At 71.8% G+C, this 15,079-nt stretch carries 12 protein-coding genes; 8 read left to right on the forward strand and 4 right to left on the reverse strand.

The features are described 5' to 3' along the window. Window positions 1-5: 5 nt before the first annotated feature. Window positions 6-1,019 carry an aldo/keto reductase gene (locus Mam01_RS31165; protein ID WP_150938238.1) on the reverse strand — a complete coding sequence of 338 codons (1,014 nt, stop codon included), beginning with the start codon at window positions 1,017-1,019 and terminating at the stop codon, window positions 6-8. A 36-nt stretch (window positions 1,020-1,055) separates the two neighbouring features. After that, window positions 1,056-1,706 carry a ScbR family autoregulator-binding transcription factor gene (locus Mam01_RS31170; RefSeq protein ID WP_191910373.1) on the reverse strand — a complete coding sequence of 217 codons (651 nt, stop codon included), beginning with the start codon at window positions 1,704-1,706 and terminating at the stop codon, window positions 1,056-1,058. Window positions 1,707-1,909: 203 nt separating this feature from the next. On the opposite strand from Mam01_RS31170, the gene Mam01_RS31175 reads away from it, so the two are divergent. Both Mam01_RS31175 and Mam01_RS31180 read left to right on the forward strand, forming a co-directional pair. Continuing rightward, window positions 1,910-2,959: a ScbA/BarX family gamma-butyrolactone biosynthesis protein gene (locus Mam01_RS31175; protein ID WP_204288766.1), complete on the forward strand. Its 1,050-nt coding sequence runs from the start codon at window positions 1,910-1,912 to the stop codon at window positions 2,957-2,959. 35 nt (window positions 2,960-2,994) lie between these two features. Next, on the forward strand, window positions 2,995-4,068 hold the full coding sequence (locus tag Mam01_RS31180) for an acyl-CoA dehydrogenase family protein (RefSeq protein ID WP_204288767.1): 1,074 nt from the start codon (window positions 2,995-2,997) through the stop codon (window positions 4,066-4,068). A gap of 16 nt (window positions 4,069-4,084) precedes the next feature. On the opposite strand, the gene Mam01_RS31185 is transcribed toward Mam01_RS31180, so the two are convergent. Then, window positions 4,085-4,672: a TetR family transcriptional regulator gene (locus Mam01_RS31185; protein WP_204288768.1), complete on the reverse strand. Its 588-nt coding sequence runs from the start codon at window positions 4,670-4,672 to the stop codon at window positions 4,085-4,087. Between the two features lie 65 nt (window positions 4,673-4,737). Between Mam01_RS31185 and Mam01_RS31190 the strand changes: the two genes are divergently transcribed. Next, the gene (locus Mam01_RS31190; protein WP_204288769.1) at window positions 4,738-5,400 is read left to right on the forward strand and encodes an HAD family hydrolase; all 663 of its coding nucleotides are present in this window, start codon (window positions 4,738-4,740) and stop codon (window positions 5,398-5,400) included. Between the two features lie 47 nt (window positions 5,401-5,447). On the opposite strand, the gene car is transcribed toward Mam01_RS31190, so the two are convergent. Then, window positions 5,448-8,957 carry a carboxylic acid reductase gene (gene car, locus Mam01_RS31195; RefSeq protein WP_204288770.1) on the reverse strand — a complete coding sequence of 1,170 codons (3,510 nt, stop codon included), beginning with the start codon at window positions 8,955-8,957 and terminating at the stop codon, window positions 5,448-5,450. A gap of 259 nt (window positions 8,958-9,216) precedes the next feature. On the opposite strand from car, the gene Mam01_RS31200 reads away from it, so the two are divergent. From Mam01_RS31200 to Mam01_RS31220, 5 genes are all read left to right on the forward strand, one after another. Next, window positions 9,217-10,311, forward strand: a complete 1,095-nt coding sequence (locus Mam01_RS31200; RefSeq protein ID WP_204288771.1) for a ParB/RepB/Spo0J family partition protein — start codon at window positions 9,217-9,219, stop codon at window positions 10,309-10,311. Between the two features lie 29 nt (window positions 10,312-10,340). After that, a complete protein-coding gene (locus tag Mam01_RS31205) occupies window positions 10,341-11,177 on the forward strand; it encodes a 2-amino-3,7-dideoxy-D-threo-hept-6-ulosonate synthase (protein WP_150938226.1) in 837 nt (278 codons plus the stop codon). A gap of 33 nt (window positions 11,178-11,210) precedes the next feature. Continuing rightward, entirely contained in the window at window positions 11,211-12,323 is a 1,113-nt protein-coding gene (locus tag Mam01_RS31210) for a 3-dehydroquinate synthase II family protein (RefSeq protein ID WP_150938224.1), read from the forward strand. A 41-nt stretch (window positions 12,324-12,364) separates the two neighbouring features. Next, the gene (locus Mam01_RS31215; protein WP_204288772.1) at window positions 12,365-13,714 is read left to right on the forward strand and encodes an aspartate kinase; all 1,350 of its coding nucleotides are present in this window, start codon (window positions 12,365-12,367) and stop codon (window positions 13,712-13,714) included. Between the two features lie 122 nt (window positions 13,715-13,836). Continuing rightward, window positions 13,837-15,075 carry a cytochrome P450 gene (locus Mam01_RS31220; protein ID WP_204288773.1) on the forward strand — a complete coding sequence of 413 codons (1,239 nt, stop codon included), beginning with the start codon at window positions 13,837-13,839 and terminating at the stop codon, window positions 15,073-15,075. Window positions 15,076-15,079 lie beyond the last annotated feature (4 nt).

Consider the following 15,079-nt stretch of genomic DNA (forward strand, 5'->3'; position numbering starts at 1 on the left):
CCGGGTCACTCGCGGGCGGTGGCGGTGGAGCTCATGTCGGGGTAGCGCGCGCCGGCCACCTTCGCGGCCAGCGGCTCCAGCGCGGCGAGCTCGTCGTCCGACAGGGCCAGCGTCGCGGCCGCGACGTTCTGCCGGAGCCGATCGGGAGAACGCGTGCCGGGAATGGGTAGAACCGTAAGGCCGTGGACCCGGGAACGCTGGTGGACCCAGGCGAGCGCGACCTGCGCGGGAGTGACCTCGCGCCGCGCGGCGATGTCGCGGACGGGTTCGAGGAGCGCGGCGTTCGCGTCGGCGTGGTCGCCGGTGAACCGCGGCATCTTCAACCGGACGTCACCCGTGCTCAGCCCCTGGGCGCCGGTGAACGCTCCGGTGAGGAAGCCCCGGCCGAGGGGCGAGTAGGCGACGACCGCCACGCCGAGCTCCGCCGCCGCCGGGACCACCGAATCCTCGATGTCGCGGGTGAACAGCGACCATTCGGACTGCAGCGCCGCGATCGGGTGCACGCCGTGCGCCGCGCGCAGTTCGGCCCCGGTCACCTCCGACAGGCCGAGGTGCCGCACCTTGCCCTCGCGCACCAGCTCGGCCATGGCGCCGGCCGTCTCCTCGATGGGGACGGACGTGTCGCGGCGATGCGCGTAATAGAGGTCGATCTCGTCGATGCCGAGGCGCTTCAGGCTCGCGTCGACGCTCTGGCGCACGTACGCCCGGTCGCCGCGGACCTCGCTCCAGGACTTCTCGCCCGGCCGCCGGACGATGCCGAACTTGGTGGCGAGGAAGACCCGGTCGCGGTGCGCGCGGACGAAGGGGCCGAGGAACCTCTCGTTGTCGCCGTCTCCGTAAAGATCGGCGGTGTCGAACATGGTGACGCCCAGGTCGAGGGCGATCCGCAGGGTCTCCCGGGCCTCGTCCGGCGCCGTCGGCCCGTAGAACTCGCTGAAGCCCATGCAGCCGAGGCCCTGCGCGCCGACCGGCGGGCCGCCGGCGCCGAGGGGAACTGCCGGGAGGATCGAAGCAGACATGCGAAGGTCTCCTTTGGTGTGCTCCCGGCGGCTGTCCTACTCCGGGGAGGCGGCGATGGAGGCGAAGAGCAGGCCGCTCATCTCCGCCCAGCGGCGGGGCAGGTCGGCGCGCTGGTTGAGGACGTCGCAGACGTGCTGCAGGCCGAAGAACGCCGACACGAGCATGTACGCGGCGGACTCGGGGTCCATGCCGTCGCGGAGCTGGCCGGCGCCGCTCGCCTTCGCCAGCAGTGTCGAGATCGTGGCGATCCACTCGACGTACGGCTCGGGCAGGGTCGTGTCGGACAGCGAACGCTCGGCCTGGATCCTGGCTCCGGCCTTCACGATGTCGTCCTCGAAGAACTTGTTGGCGGCGTTGTTCAGCAACGCCTGGACGGTCTCCATCGGCGGCAGGCCCATGGCCTGTGCCTCGTCCAGGCGCACGCGCCACCGGTTGTACAGCTCGCGCACGATCTCCGCGGCGATGTCCTTCTTGTCGCGGAAGTGGAAGTACACCGCGCCCTTGGTCATGCCGACCTGCTTGGCGATGTGGTCGATGGAGGTGTGCGGATATCCACGGTCGGCGAACAGCTCGGCCGCCGAGGCGAGCACCTGGGCCCGGGTCTGCGCGGCCCGTGCCTGCTGCGGCGCGTTGCGGGGCTGCCCCCGCTGCGCGATCGTGGTTCTGGGAGTGGCGATCTTACTCACACGCGTGATCCGTTCTGTCCGGGTCCGACTCAGCGTACCGCCTTCCCGGTATGTTTCGCCTCTGTTCACTAGTCCCCTCGTCGGCTCACGAGTCAATCGTCGAAGCCGTTCCAAAATATACCTTCGCGGACGTATATTTCTCTCGTGTGACCTAGGACACCCTCGTACGCGATCGCGCAAGTCCTGATCAGAAGGGATTAGAGATGAGTGCTCAACTCTCGGCGGAAGACGTCACCCTGCCGGCTCCCCGGCAGTCGTCGTCCCCGTTCGGCTGGGGCTGGGATGCGATGCCACAACCCGCCCGCGGCGCGCGGTTACCCGGCCCGCGCTTCGTGTCCCGCGAACTGGTCCACAAGTCCGCGGCCGAGCGCGTGCTGCTCACCGACGGGGTCCGGCAGACGCCGGACAGTTTCATCATCGCGGCCATGCTGCCGCGCGACCACTGCCTCTACCAGCAGGACGACTCCGGCTGGACCGACCCGATGCTGCCGACGGAGGCGCTCCGGCAGGCCGGCTACTACATCCAGCACCGCTTCTACGGGGTGCCCGAGACGCACAAGTTCATCCTCGGCGGGGTCACGCTCGGCATCGACGGTACCGCACCACCCTCCCCAGCGCCGTGGCTCCCGGTCAACCTGCGGGTCACCTGCACTCCCACCGCCAAGTGGACCAGCCGCCGGCTGTGCATGCGGCTGGAGGTCGAGGTCAGCGTGGCCGGGGTGGTCTGCGGGCACGGCAGCCTCCTTTCGCAGGCGGTGGACCCACGCGTGTACCAGGCGATCCGCGGCCGGAAGGCGGCGTCCGCGCCGCACGAGTCCGTGCCCTTCTTCGGCTGCCCCCTCTCCCCCGGCGAGGTCGGCCGCCGCCGCAAGGAGGACGTGCTGCTGGCCGACGACGGGAACGCCGACGGGTGGCTGCTGCGACTCGACGACAGCAACACCGAGATGGTCGACCACCACGTGGACCACGTGCCGGGCATGGTGGTGCTGGAGGCGTTCCGGCAGGCCGCGCTCGCCGCGGCCCGGCCGCCCGCCGGTCTCCGGGCCTCGGTCGTCGGCCTGCGGAGCGAGTTCGCGGCGTTCTGCGAGCTCGGCACCCCGGTCCGGATCACCGCCAGCCCGCAGCGCGGGTGTCTCGCGGCGGACCGGATGATGGTCCACGTGGTCGCCGAGCAGGACGGCGACGAGGTCGCCGCGGGCACGGTGGAGCTCAGGCTGTGCCCCGACACGAGTGGTGGGCAGGACCGCCGATGACACTGACCTCGATATCTCCGGACCACCGTCTGGACGTGACCGGACTCGTGGACTGCGCGGCCCGGTACGCCGCCGAGGTGGACGCCGCGCGCCGGCTCCGCCGGGAGTCGGTGGCCGCGCTGGTGGAGGCGGGCTTCCCCCGGCACTTCGTCCCCAGCCAGTGGGGTGGGGCGGCCGGCGGCTTCGCGCCACTGGTGGAGGCGGCGATCACGGTGGGCGAGAGCTGCCCGGCGACCGCGTGGTGCGCGACCCTTTTCGCCGCGCACGGACGGCTCGCCGCCTACCTGCCCGAGCGGGCGCGGGAGGAGATCTGGGGCCAGGGCCCCGACACTCTGATCGCCGCGTCCGTCATGCCGCCGTCGGGCCAGGCCACCCCCGTGCCGGGCGGCTGGCTGCTCCGGGGCGAGTGGGGCCGGGCCAGCGGGGTGGACTTCGCCGACTGGGTGCTGCTCGCCAGCACGGTGCCGGACGGCGACGGGGAGACGGTGCGGATCTTCGCCGTTCCGGCCGGGGACTTCCTGGTCAAGGACACCTGGCGGGCCGACGGCATGCGGGGGACGGGCACCAACACGGTGACGCTGCACGACACGCTCGTCCCCGAGCACCGCACGGTCGCGTTGCCCGAGCTGCTCGGCACCCGGCGCGCCGGCCACGCACGCTGCCACAACGTGCCCTACACGCTGGTCGCGGCGGTGATGTTCGCCGCTCCCCTGGTCGGAGCCGCCCTGGGCGCGGTGGCGGACTGCGGGTCCACCGGAGCCGGGCGCCCGTCGCCGGATCCGGACGTCCTGCGGGCGCTCGCCCGGTCGTCGCCGGAGGCGTACGCCGCCCGTCTGCTGCTCAAGGAGGCCGCCGGCCGGGCCGACCAGGGCCTGGTCGACGCGCGGACGATCGCGCGGAACCGGTGCGACGCGGCGGTCGCCGCGGAGCTCTGCGTCAGCGCCGTCGACCGGCTGTTCACCGCGTACGGCGGCCAGTACGGCGGGCACGGGCCGGCCGAGGGCGATCCGGTGCACCGGCGGTGGCGCGACGTCCACACCGGCGCCGGTCACGGCGCCCTGCGGTTCGCCCCCGCGGCGGACGCGTACGTGAAGGCCTTCCTCGGCTGACGGTGCCGCGACCGGCCTAGTCCGTGTCCGAGCCGCCGTCCCGGGGTCCGGACACGGCCGTCCACAGGTCGTCGAACCGTTGCGCGGCGTCCGCGTCGTCGCGGGGGGCGGGATGCGGGATCTCGAAGAACAGCGATATCAGGAGCCGGGCGACGGTGTCGGGGGGGTGCCTGCCCATCACCCGGCTCTCCGCGTGCGCCCGGGCCACGGCCCGGGCCAGCGACCGGGAGATCCGTTCGACCAGTCCGAGAGCGCGCCGGTCCAGCTGGGGGGCCTCCACGGCGAGCCGCAACGCGGACCTGGCGAGCGGGTCCCGGCGCAGGTGCCGGGTGAGATCGAGCATCGTCTCCCGCAGTGCCAGCAGTGCCGCCGCGTCCTCGGCGCGCCGTTCCGCGCGTGCGACCAGCTCGTCTCCGGCCTCCTCGATCAAGGTGGCCGCGAGCTCTTCCTTGGAGGAGAAATGTCCGTACAACGCACCTTTGGTCATGCTGGTGCGTTCCACCACGTTGAGCAGCTTCGTGCCGTCGTAGCCGTGCGCGGCGAATTCCTCCGCCGCCGCGGCGAGCACCAGCGCCCGGGTCTGAACCGCACGGTCCTGAGCCACTCTGCCCTCGCTTGGGTGAATCCTAGGAAAAAACCTTTGCGAAGGTATGTTACTGGGATCTTGCTGTGAAAAGGCCGAGTGCGCCCCTTCGGGTGGCCTTCTTCGACGTGGACGAGACGCTGCTGGCCGGAAAGAGCATGATCGAGTTCCTACGTTACTGGCTGGATCCCGACGACGCGGCGTTCCGCGACGCCCTGGCCGAGCTGGGTGCGGTGGCGGAGCGGGAGGGCAGGGCCGCCGCGAACCGCGCCTACTACCGGCTCTTCGCCGGCGTCCCGAGCGCGGCGCTGGCGGAGGCGGGTGGCCGCTGGTACGCGCGGCATCGCCGGAGGCCGGATGCCTTCGTGAGCTCCACCGTGGCGGCGCTCGCCGGACACCGCGCGGCCGGAGACCTGGTGGTGCTGGTCTCCGGCTCGTGCCGGGCGGTGCTCGATCCGCTGGCCGCGGACGTGGGCGGCGACGAGGTGCTGTGCACGGAGCTCGTCGCCGGCGCCGACGGACGGCTGACCGGCGAGGTCGCGAGATCGATGATCGGCCCGGCCAAGTCCGAGGCCGCGGCGGAGCTGCTCCGGAGTCTCGGAGTCAGCCCCGCCGTCTGCTTCGCGTACGGCGATCACTCCAGCGACCTGGACCTGCTGACGGCCGTCGGCAGCCCGCGGGTCGTCGGCGGCGACCCGGTGCTGGCCTCGTGGGCGGCACGGCACGGCTGGCCCGTGTTGCCCGCATAGAGCCCGTGTTACCCGCATAGAGCCCGTGCCGCCCGGTTGGAACAGGCTCAGACGAGGTTCAGGTGGCGTAGGTCCGACACGTACTTCTCGATCAGCGTCCGGGACAGATGGGGAACGTCCCGTACGGCTTCCTGGAACCGGCCGGCGGGGAACGCCGACCCGGCCCGGGGCGTCGCGGGCTCCCGCCAGGCGCGCATCAGCGGGAGGAGCGAGTGCTGCCGCTGCTTCTCCGGCAGCTCGCGCAGCGCGGCCTCGAACCGCTCGCACCACTCCTGGTAGTCGTCGACGCGGCGGAGGGCGATCCCGGAGCCGGCCAGCCAGTCGACGACGGTGTCCAGCGAGACGCCGTCGTCGTGCGGGTTGACCACGTTGAACGTGCGATACCCGGCCGCCCCGGAGCCCTCACCGGATCCCAGTCCGGATCCCAGGGCGGCCACCGAGGCGGCGACGAAGTCGCCGGGCAGGCCGTCGTAGTGGGCCCGGCCCGCGTCGCCGCCGCGGTAGAACGACCCGGGCGCGATTCCGGTGGCGATCAGGCTCAGCACCAGGCGGGTGAACGCGTCCGGCACGTTGAGCTGCCCGGTGTAGCGGCTGTGCGCGAGGATCATGCCCGAACGGAACACGGTCACCGGCAGCCCGCACCGGTCGTGCGCCTCCCGGAGCAGCACCTCGCCCGCCCACTTGCTGGTGGCGTAGCCGTTGGCGTGGCTCTCGTCGATCGGCCGGACCGGACTGGCCACGCGGATGTCGGCGTCCTCGGGCACGCCGGTTCCGTACATGCCGGTTCCGTGTGACGCGACGGCCACGGAGGACAGGAAGCTGACCGGCTTCAGCCGGGTGGTGACGGCCAGCCGGACGACCTCGGCCGTGCCGGCGACGTTGGGGCCGAACAGCTGCCGGTAGGGCAGCACGTGGTTCACCAGCGCGGCCGCGTGCACGACGGCGTCCACCGTCGCGGCCAGCCGCTGCCAGGTCTGCTCGGGCAGGCCCAGGTTCGGCGCGCCGACGTCGCCGGCCAGCACCTGCAACGCGCCGTCGCCGGCCAGCTCGGCGAACCGCCGCTTGAGCTCGACGTCCCCGCTGTCCAGCGACTCCTCCAGCCGCACGCGGGCGGCCGCGTCGTCGGCGCCGCGCACGAGGCAGATCAGTGTGCCGCCGCTGCCGGCCAGCGACCGCAGCAGCTCCAGGCACAGGAAGCGGCCGAGATAGCCGTTGGCTCCGGTGAGCAGCACCGTGGCGGGAGCGCCGGCCGGCCGGGGAAGCGCCGTGGCCGCGGTCAGCGTCGCCTCGTCGACGAACCTGTCCAGCGTGAGCTCCCCGGCCCGCGCCTCGGTGGCCCGGTCGCCGTGCACATCGGCGAACGTGGCCCGTCGCGCGGACGGGTCACGCAGCCGCTCGATCTGGCCGGCGATCTCGCCGAGGCTGTTGGCCGGGCCGAGCAGCGTGCCGACCGGGACCTCGGTGCCGAAGATCTCCTTGAGCAGGTTCGAGAGCGACAGCGCGGTCAGCGAGTCTCCCCCCGTGTCGGTGAAGCGCGTCTCCGGGCCCGGCTCGCCGGCGGACGCGCCGAGCAGCGCCCGTACGGCGCGGCCGACCGTCTCCACGACCGGGCGGCCCTCGTCGTGCCGCAGGCCGCGCAGGCCGTCGATCTGCTCCTCGGCCAGCTCGGCGTAACGCCGCTCCAGCCGTTCGCCGTAGTGCTCCTTGAGCCGCGGCCGCAGTTGCTTGGTCGAGTCGGAGAGCAGCCCGTTCTCCTGGCTGAACGGCACCGTCTCGACGAGCAGGTCGCGCGGGATCTCGTACGGCTTTAGGTCGGCGCGCTTCGCGATGCGCTGCAGCGACTCGTGGATCTCCGCCTTCAGCGCCGCCTCGCCGGACGCCCGGCCGAGCGCCTCCGCGGTCGGCACCACCACGGCGAGCAGGTACGGGCGGGAGCTGTTGCCGTACAGGAAGATCTGCTGCACCAGCGGGCTGGCGACGTAGGCCGCCTCCAGCTTCGACAGCGCCACGAACTCGCCCTGGGAGAGCTTGAGCACGTTCTTGCGGCGATCGACGTAGTAGAGCCGGTCGGGCTCGACCTTGGCCATGATGTCGCCGGTGCGGTAGTAGCCGTCGTCGTCGAAGGCCTCGGCGGTGACGTCCGGGCGCCGGTAGTAGCCGGGGGTGATCAGCTTGGTCCGCACCAGCAGCTCACCCCGCGGATGCGGCGTGTCGGTGGTGAAGTAGCCGAGTTCGGGCACGTCGACGAGCTTGTAGTCGAGCACGAACGCCCGCTGCACGCGGTGGTCCAGCATGACGAGCCCGGTCTCGGTGGTGCCGTAGCTGTCGAATAACGGGACGTCCAGGCAGGACTCGACGAAGGCGGCCAGCTCCGGCGCGAGCGGGGCGGAGCCGCAGGGCGTGTGGATGACCCGGCCGCCGAGGACCACGTCGCGGAAGTGCCGCCGCAGTTCCTCGGCCTGCTCGGCGCTCCCCTGGTCCAGCCGGCTCAGATAGCTCTGGTGGAGCAGCTCGCAGACGCGCGGCACCATGGCGAACTCCGTCGGCCGGATCAGCGCGAGATCCTCCAGCAGCGTGGAGAGGTTGCTGTCGGCCACGAAGTACGCGGTGCCGCCCAGCGCGAGCGTCTTGACCACGAGCCGCCTGGCGACGAGATGGCTCTGCGGCAGGAAGTTGGCCGTGATCATCGGATGGTTCTGCTCGGGCGGCCGCCACATCAGGGACACGGTCGACTCCGGGAAGATGACGCCCTTCGGAGTGCCCGTGCTGCCGGAGGTGTAGATCAGTGCGGACAGCACGTCCCGCGCGTCTTCGACCGGCGGCAGATCCGGCGCGGGCGGCAGCGCGCTCCCGCGCTCGACGACGTCGGACAGCAGCTCCAGCGAGATCGGCGAGGCGGCCTCGGCCAGCCGACGGCGCGCGTCCGCCACGCTCTCCCGGTGCTCGGCGAGCTCGGGACAGTGGTCGAACACGATCAGCCGGACGACGGAGGTGTCCCCCTCCAGCGCTTCGAGCACCGTGCCCAGCCGCTCCGCGCTCGTGGCGAAGACGCGTGGGGCGGCCTCGCCGACCAGGTGGCGGATGTGGGCGACCGTGGCGGTGTTGTGCAGTGGCACGGCGACCGCGCCGACCTGACCGCACGCCAGGTCCACGGTCGTGTAGTCGACGCCGGCGAAGCCCAGGATCGCGACGAGGTCGCCGGCGCGCAGCGGGTGTTCCGCGTGGTGGTGCAAGTCGGCGGCGACGGCGCTCAGCCGGGACCACAGCTCGCCGTACGAGACCGTGTCGAACCTGGACAGCCGCCGCAGTTCGGTGCGGCCGGCCACGGAGACGAACTCCTTGGCGCGCTCGGCGAGCGCGGGCCGGTCGGCGTATCCCGTCAGGGTCCGCTTGACGATCTCCGGCAGCCGCAGGCCGGGTTCGGCGGTGCTCTCAAGGACCTCGTGCAGCGGCATCCGGTCCGCGAGTTCGGGCGCGGTCCGCAGCATCTCGATGCGCCGGTTGCGATTCTCCTCAAGCCGGGCGCGGGTGGTGTCGGCTCGTGAGTCGTTTCCCATGGTTTTCCCCCTTCGGGCGGCCGGGACCTCTTCCGTGTACGGCCGGCCGGTGTGCCTCCGGCGGCCTTGTGCAACCGGGGACAATCCTCGCTTGCACAGCCGAAAACATACCGTGGTAAAGGTATGATCAAGAAGTAGAGACGCATATAAGCCCAGGTCAAAGTGCGTTTATAGAAAAATACCTTGTGTAAGGTATGATTTTGCGAAAGAGTGCTCTTCAAGACACGACAGGCTCCGCTGAAGACGAGGGGTGAGTCACGTGGCAGGCGGCGAAGCGATCAGTAGCGAGCGGGAGACGGGCGTCGGCTCCGACGTCGAGTTGGTCCCGATCGCCGAGCTCGTCCTGAAGGGCTCACCCCGATCCGCCGGGGAGGACGCCGAGCACGCGCGTGCTCTCGCGGAGCTGGATTCGGAGGCTGAACTGCCGCCGATCGTCGTACAGCGGGGCACGAACCGGGTGATCGACGGGATCCACCGGGTGCGCGCCGCGCGGTTGCGCGGAGAGTGGGCGATCCGGGCCCGTTACTTCGACGGCGACGACGCCGGCGCCTTCGTGCTGGCGGTGGAGTCGAACGTGCGGCACGGCCTGCCGCTTTCGCTCGCCGACCGGAAGTCGGCCGCCCGGCGCATCCTGCGGGAGCACCCGGGCTGGTCGAACCGGGCGGTGGCCTCGGTCGTGGGGCTCTCCCCCAAGACCGTCGGCGCGCTGCGCGAGCAGCACGGAGCGCAGGTGACCGAGGTCAGGATCGGCCGGGACGGCCGGGTGCGCCCGGTGAGCGCGGCCTCCGGGCGCGAACGCGCCAGGGAGATCCTGCTGCGCGATCCCACCTCCTCGCTGCGCACGGTGAGCGCCGCGGCCGGGGTGTCCCCCGGCACCGTGCGGTCCGTCCGGATGCAGCTGACCGGGCAGGCCACGGCCGTCGTCCCGGAACAGCGGGCCGGGGAACAGCGGGCCGGAGAACAGCGGGCCGGAGAACAGCGGGCCACGGCGCAGCGAGCCACGGCGCAGCGGGCAGCCGAGCAGCGGGCCGGGGCCGCGTCGCCCAAGCAGAACCCCGATCCACGACGCGCCCGGGGCCCGGCTCCGCGGCCCGCCGGGCCGGACCGGACGGGCGCGATGCTGCGCGCGCTCCGATCCGACCCGTCGCTGCGGTTCAACGAGTCCGGCCGGCTGCTGCTGAGCGTTCTGGCGGTGGCCGCGATGGACGCGAACACGCGGGAACGCCTCGTCGGCGACCTGCCGGACCACTGCGTCGACTTCGTCGCGGAACTCGCCGAGGCGAGCGGACAGGCCTGGCAGGAACTCGCACGACGCCTGGCGGAGCGACGGTCCGCGACCGCCGATCCCAACTGAATTCCCGATTGGAAATGGGGTGTGAAGAGATGGCTGAAGCGTACGGCTGGTCCGGGAAGACCCTACGGACCCAGCGGATCATGCACTCGGCTTCCGGGACGACGTTCCTGGTCCCGCTCGATCATTCGCTGGCGGACGGCCCGGTGTCGGCCGCCGCCGACTTCGCCGGGCTGGTCACGGCGATGGCCGCGAACGACGTGGACGGCATCATCGTCCACAAGGGCCGGGTCCGTTTCCTTCCCACCGAGCTGCTCGGGCGGCTGGCGCTCGTCGTGCACCTGAGCGGCAGCACCAGGCACGCACCGGACGCCGACGCGAAGACCCTGGTCGGCGCCGTGACCGAGGCGGTGGCGCTGGGCGCGGACGGCGTCAGCCTGCACATCAACCTCGGATCGAGCAACGAGGCCCAGCAGCTGGCCGACTTCGGCCTCGTCGCGGACCGGTGCGCGCGCTGGGGCGTCCCGCTGCTCGCGATGGTCTACCCGCGCGGCCCGCGCATCGCGGACCCGGCCGATCCCGCGCTGCTGGCGCACGCGGCGAACGTCGCGGCGGACCTCGGCGCCGACATCGTGAAGCTCCCGTTCACCGGCTCGTCCGTCACGATGCGCGAGGTCGTCGAGGCGAGCCCGATCCCGGTGGTGACCGCCGGCGGCGGCGTCATCGACGACACCGGCACATTCCTCAACCTGATCGACTCCGTGATGGCGTCCGGCGTGCGCGGAGTCGCGGTCGGGCGCAACATCTTCCGCGCCCCCGACCCCGGGAAGCTGGCCCGGTCGGTCGCCCAGCGAGTCCACGCCGGACTCGGTTCCCGCAAGCCCCTTACCCCCCTGGACCTGGCCCTGGCCGGAGCGACAGTCGCCTGACGAACACACTCACCCACGACCGAAGGTGCGAACATGAAATCCGCTTGGATCGACCTGCGCGGCCTCGCCGCCGAACTCGCCACCGCCGTCATCGAGGAGAGCACCCACCTCGGCATCGGCGCCGTCGTGCTGGACGACCCCGATCTGGCCGCGAAGGTCCCGCCGACCCTGGAGAAGGCCGCCGTCGTCACCGGCGAGACCCCCACGGTCCTGATCGACCAGCTCGTCGACGTGGTCGACATCCTGATCGCCGACCACAGCATCGCCGAGAAGTTCGAGGGCGTACGGCCCGGCCTGCGCACCGGCGTCCTGGTCAAGGTGCTGGGCGAGGAGACGCTGCAGCTCGCCTGCAAGATAGCGAACGAGGCGGACCTGACCCTGGTCGAGTTCCGCCAGGACCCGAGCAAGATCCCGCTGGAGATCCTGCTGGCGGCCGCCGACAAGGCCAAGGGCTCGATCGTCACCGTCGTCGAGGACGTCGAGGACGCGATGGTCACCATCGGCGTCCTGGAGCGCGGCTCCGACGCGGTGATGCTCGCCCCGCGGCGGGTCGGCGACGCCTCCGAGCTGGTGCGCGTGTGCCAGGGCGAGGCCGAGACGCTGGAGCTGGAGCCGCTGGAGATCGTCAAGCTCACGCACCTGGGGCTCGGCGACCGGGTGTGCGTGGACACGTGCTCCCACATGCAGCCCAACGAGGGCATCCTGGTCGGCTCGTACTCGACCGGCCTGATGCTGGTCAGCAGCGAGACCCACCCGCTGCCGTACATGCCGACCCGCCCGTTCCGGGTGAACGCGGCCGCGCTCAGCTCGTACACCCTGACGCCCGGGAACCGCACGCGTTACCTGTCGGAGCTGCGCTGCGGCTCGGAGATCCTGGCCGTCAACACGAACGGCGGCGTACGCCGGGTGATCGTGTGCCGGATCAAGATGGAGACCCGCCCGATGCTGCAGATCGAGGCCCGCACGGCGGGCGGCGACATCGTGAACATGGTCGGCCAGGACGACTGGCACGTGCGCGCCCTCGGCGAAGGCGGCAGCGTGCACAACTTCACCGAGCTGCGGCCCGGCGACCACATCCTCGGGCACACCATGACCGACCAGCGTCACGTCGGATACGCGATCCGTGAGTTCCTGCACGAGCAGTGAGACACGAGCCGGCTCCGCTCTGAAGGAAGAGAGTGCGTGACATGGCGCTCATTGTCCAAAAGTACGGCGGAACCTCGGTCGCCACGCCCGAGAAGGTCATCGAGGCGGCGCGGCAGATCCTCGCGGCGCGGGCGGACGGGCACGAGGTCGTCGCGGTCGTGTCCGCCATGGGCGGAACCACCGACAGGCTGCTTCAACTGGCCTCGTCGGTGTCCGACCAGCCGGATCCCGCCCAGCTCGACGCCCTGCTCACCACGGGCGAGGCCGTGTCCGCCGCGCTGCTGTCGATGGCGCTGAACCGCCAGGGCGCCGCCAGCAGGTCGTTCAGCGGCGCCGAGGCGGGGATCCGGACGGACGACCGCCACGGCCGGGCGACGATCCAGCAGGTGGACCCGCGGAGGCTCAAGGAGGACCTCTGCCGGGGAGCGATCCCGGTCGTCGCGGGCTTCCAGGGTGAGGCGGGCGCCGGAGGGCCCTGCACCACCCTGGGCCGCGGCGGCTCGGACACCACCGGCGTCGCCCTGGCCGCGGCGCTCGGCGCGGACCACTGCGAGATCGTCACCGATGTCGCGGGGGTCTACACCGCCGACCCCAGGAAGGTCGCCGGCGCCCGGCGTCACACCGCCCTGCTCTACGAGGAGATGGCCGAGCTCGCGGTGAGCGGAGCCAAGGTGCTCGCCGCGGACTCCGTGGACTACGCACGGACCCACGGCGTCGACCTGAAGGTGCGGGCCAACCACACCGCCCGCGGCCCGGAGACCTGGGTCGGATATCGCCGCCGCGCCGCCGCGATGGCGGTGCCCGGCGACTCCTGGACTCCGGCCGGGCTCGACGAGATCCCCGCGATCGCCGGGGTGGCCACCAGGACCGGTCTCGTGCGGTGCGTGCTGCGCCGGATCACCGCGGACCACGCGGTCCGGATCCTGCGCGGGCTCGCCGAACGCGAGATCGAGGTCGAGCTGCGCCGCTACGGCAATCTCGGGACGGAGGACGCCAGTGACGTCGCGATCACCCTGCCCGCGGAGAGCGTGGAGGAGGCGCGGACGCTGCTGGCCGAGGCCGACGGGGAGACCCGCCTGGGCGAGGTGCACTGGACCTCGAACCTGGCGCGGCTCTCAGTGGTCGGACTCGGGATAGGCCTGCTGCCCGGTTCGCCGCCACGGCTGCTCGACGCGCTGCGGTCGGTCGGCGCCGCGCGCACCGATCTGCTCGTCACGTCCAACCGGCTCAGCGTGCTGACCGGGGAGAGCGGCCTGACCGAGGCCACCCAGAGCGTGCACGACGCCTTCGTCCACGAACCCGCGGCGCCCCGGATCGACACCACCCCCCTGTGGGCCGCCGATCGCAGGCAGCTGAGTGCCGGCGTGCCCGCGCTGGCCGCGGCCGACTGAACCGCGACCCACGACCGGGCCGGCTGGTTCCTCCAGGCCAGTCGGCCCGGTACCCCCGACGAGCGGTGCTCCGTGCGAGCAGCGCCCGCCGGACGAGAAGCCACCCAAGCGGAGCGACCCCGATGACTATGCCGACATTCGATCCCACATCCGACGGCCAGCTGGCCGACCCCTATCCGGCGTACGCGCGGATGCGCGATCGGTGCCCCGTGTTCCACGACGAGAACATGAACGTCTTCGTCGTCACGCGGCACGAGGACGTCGTACGCGTGACCCACGATCCGGAGACGTACTCCTCGGAGAGCGCGGTGAAGGCGACCGCGGGCCCGGAGGCCGACGAGGTCAAGCAGATCCTGGCCGAAGGCTGGTCGCTGACGCCCAATCTCACCGAGAGCGACGGCGGCGAGCACACCCGGCTGCGCCTCGCGGTGAACCGGGTCTTCACGCCCCGGCGGGTGGCCGAGCTCGAACCCTTCATCAGGGCGACCGGCGAAGAGCTGATCACACGGTTCGCCGCCGCCGGCTCGACCGACATCATCGAGAACTACGCGTGGCCGCTGCCGCTGGCCGTCATGGCACGGATCCTCGGCATGCCGGCCGGTGACGTGCCGCTGCTGCGGCGGTGGAGCCACAGCTGGCTGAAGCTGTCCGTCGGCGGCGGCGACGTGGCGGAGCGGGCCGCCTGCGCCCGCGAGGTCATCGCCATGCAGAACTACGTGATGGCGATGCTGCTGGATCCGGCGCGGGCCGGCGACGGGCTCGTCGCGTCGCTCGCGGCCGACCACGGCGAGAACGGCCTCGACAACGTCGAGCTGATGCGCATCGTGATGAACCTGATCATCGCGGGACACGTCACGGTCACCCGTTCCATCGGCAACGGCCTGGTGAGCCTGCTGGAGAACCCGGCCCAGCTCGCGGCGCTGCGCTCGGGCGAGGTGTCGCCCGCGGCGATGGTCGAGGAGATCCTGCGGTTCGAGTCTCCGGTCCAGGGGCTCTTCCGCACCGTCACGACGGAGACCGAGCTCGCCGGCCGCTGTCTGCGGCCCGGCGACCGCGTGATGGTGCACTTCGGCGCCGCGAACCGGGACGAGCGTGTGCTCGCCGACCCGGACACGTTCGACATCAGGCCGCGGGCCGGCCGCAACATGCTGGCCTTCGGCCGCGGCATCCACACCTGCCTCGGCGCCGGGCTGGCCCGGCTGCAACTGCAGGTCGCCATTCCGCTGCTGTTCGACCGCCTGCCCGGGCTGCGTCTGGGACCCGCGGACTCGCGCAGCCGGGAGCGGCTGGTGATCGCGCGGGGATTCGACGAGCTCCACCTGCAATGGGACGTTTCGCAAGTACAGGAGGCAACACAGTGACCAC

Source organism: Microbispora amethystogenes, from assembly GCF_016863015.1.
Lineage (GTDB): Bacteria > Actinomycetota > Actinomycetes > Streptosporangiales > Streptosporangiaceae > Microbispora > Microbispora amethystogenes.

Excerpts from the sequence above, each read along its gene's own strand:
- Mam01_RS31165 (WP_150938238.1), bottom strand. The coding sequence starts at position 1,019 with ATGTCTGCTTCGATCCTCCCGGCAGTTCCCCTCGGCGCCGGCGGCCCG.
- Mam01_RS31175 (WP_204288766.1), top strand. The coding sequence starts at position 1,910 with ATGAGTGCTCAACTCTCGGCGGAAGACGTCACCCTGCCGGCTCCCCGG.
- car (WP_204288770.1), bottom strand. The coding sequence starts at position 8,957 with ATGGGAAACGACTCACGAGCCGACACCACCCGCGCCCGGCTTGAGGAG.
- Mam01_RS31205 (WP_150938226.1), top strand. The coding sequence starts at position 10,341 with ATGGCTGAAGCGTACGGCTGGTCCGGGAAGACCCTACGGACCCAGCGG.
- Mam01_RS31210 (WP_150938224.1), top strand. The coding sequence starts at position 11,211 with ATGAAATCCGCTTGGATCGACCTGCGCGGCCTCGCCGCCGAACTCGCC.
- Mam01_RS31215 (WP_204288772.1), top strand. The coding sequence starts at position 12,365 with ATGGCGCTCATTGTCCAAAAGTACGGCGGAACCTCGGTCGCCACGCCC.
- Mam01_RS31220 (WP_204288773.1), top strand. The coding sequence starts at position 13,837 with ATGACTATGCCGACATTCGATCCCACATCCGACGGCCAGCTGGCCGAC.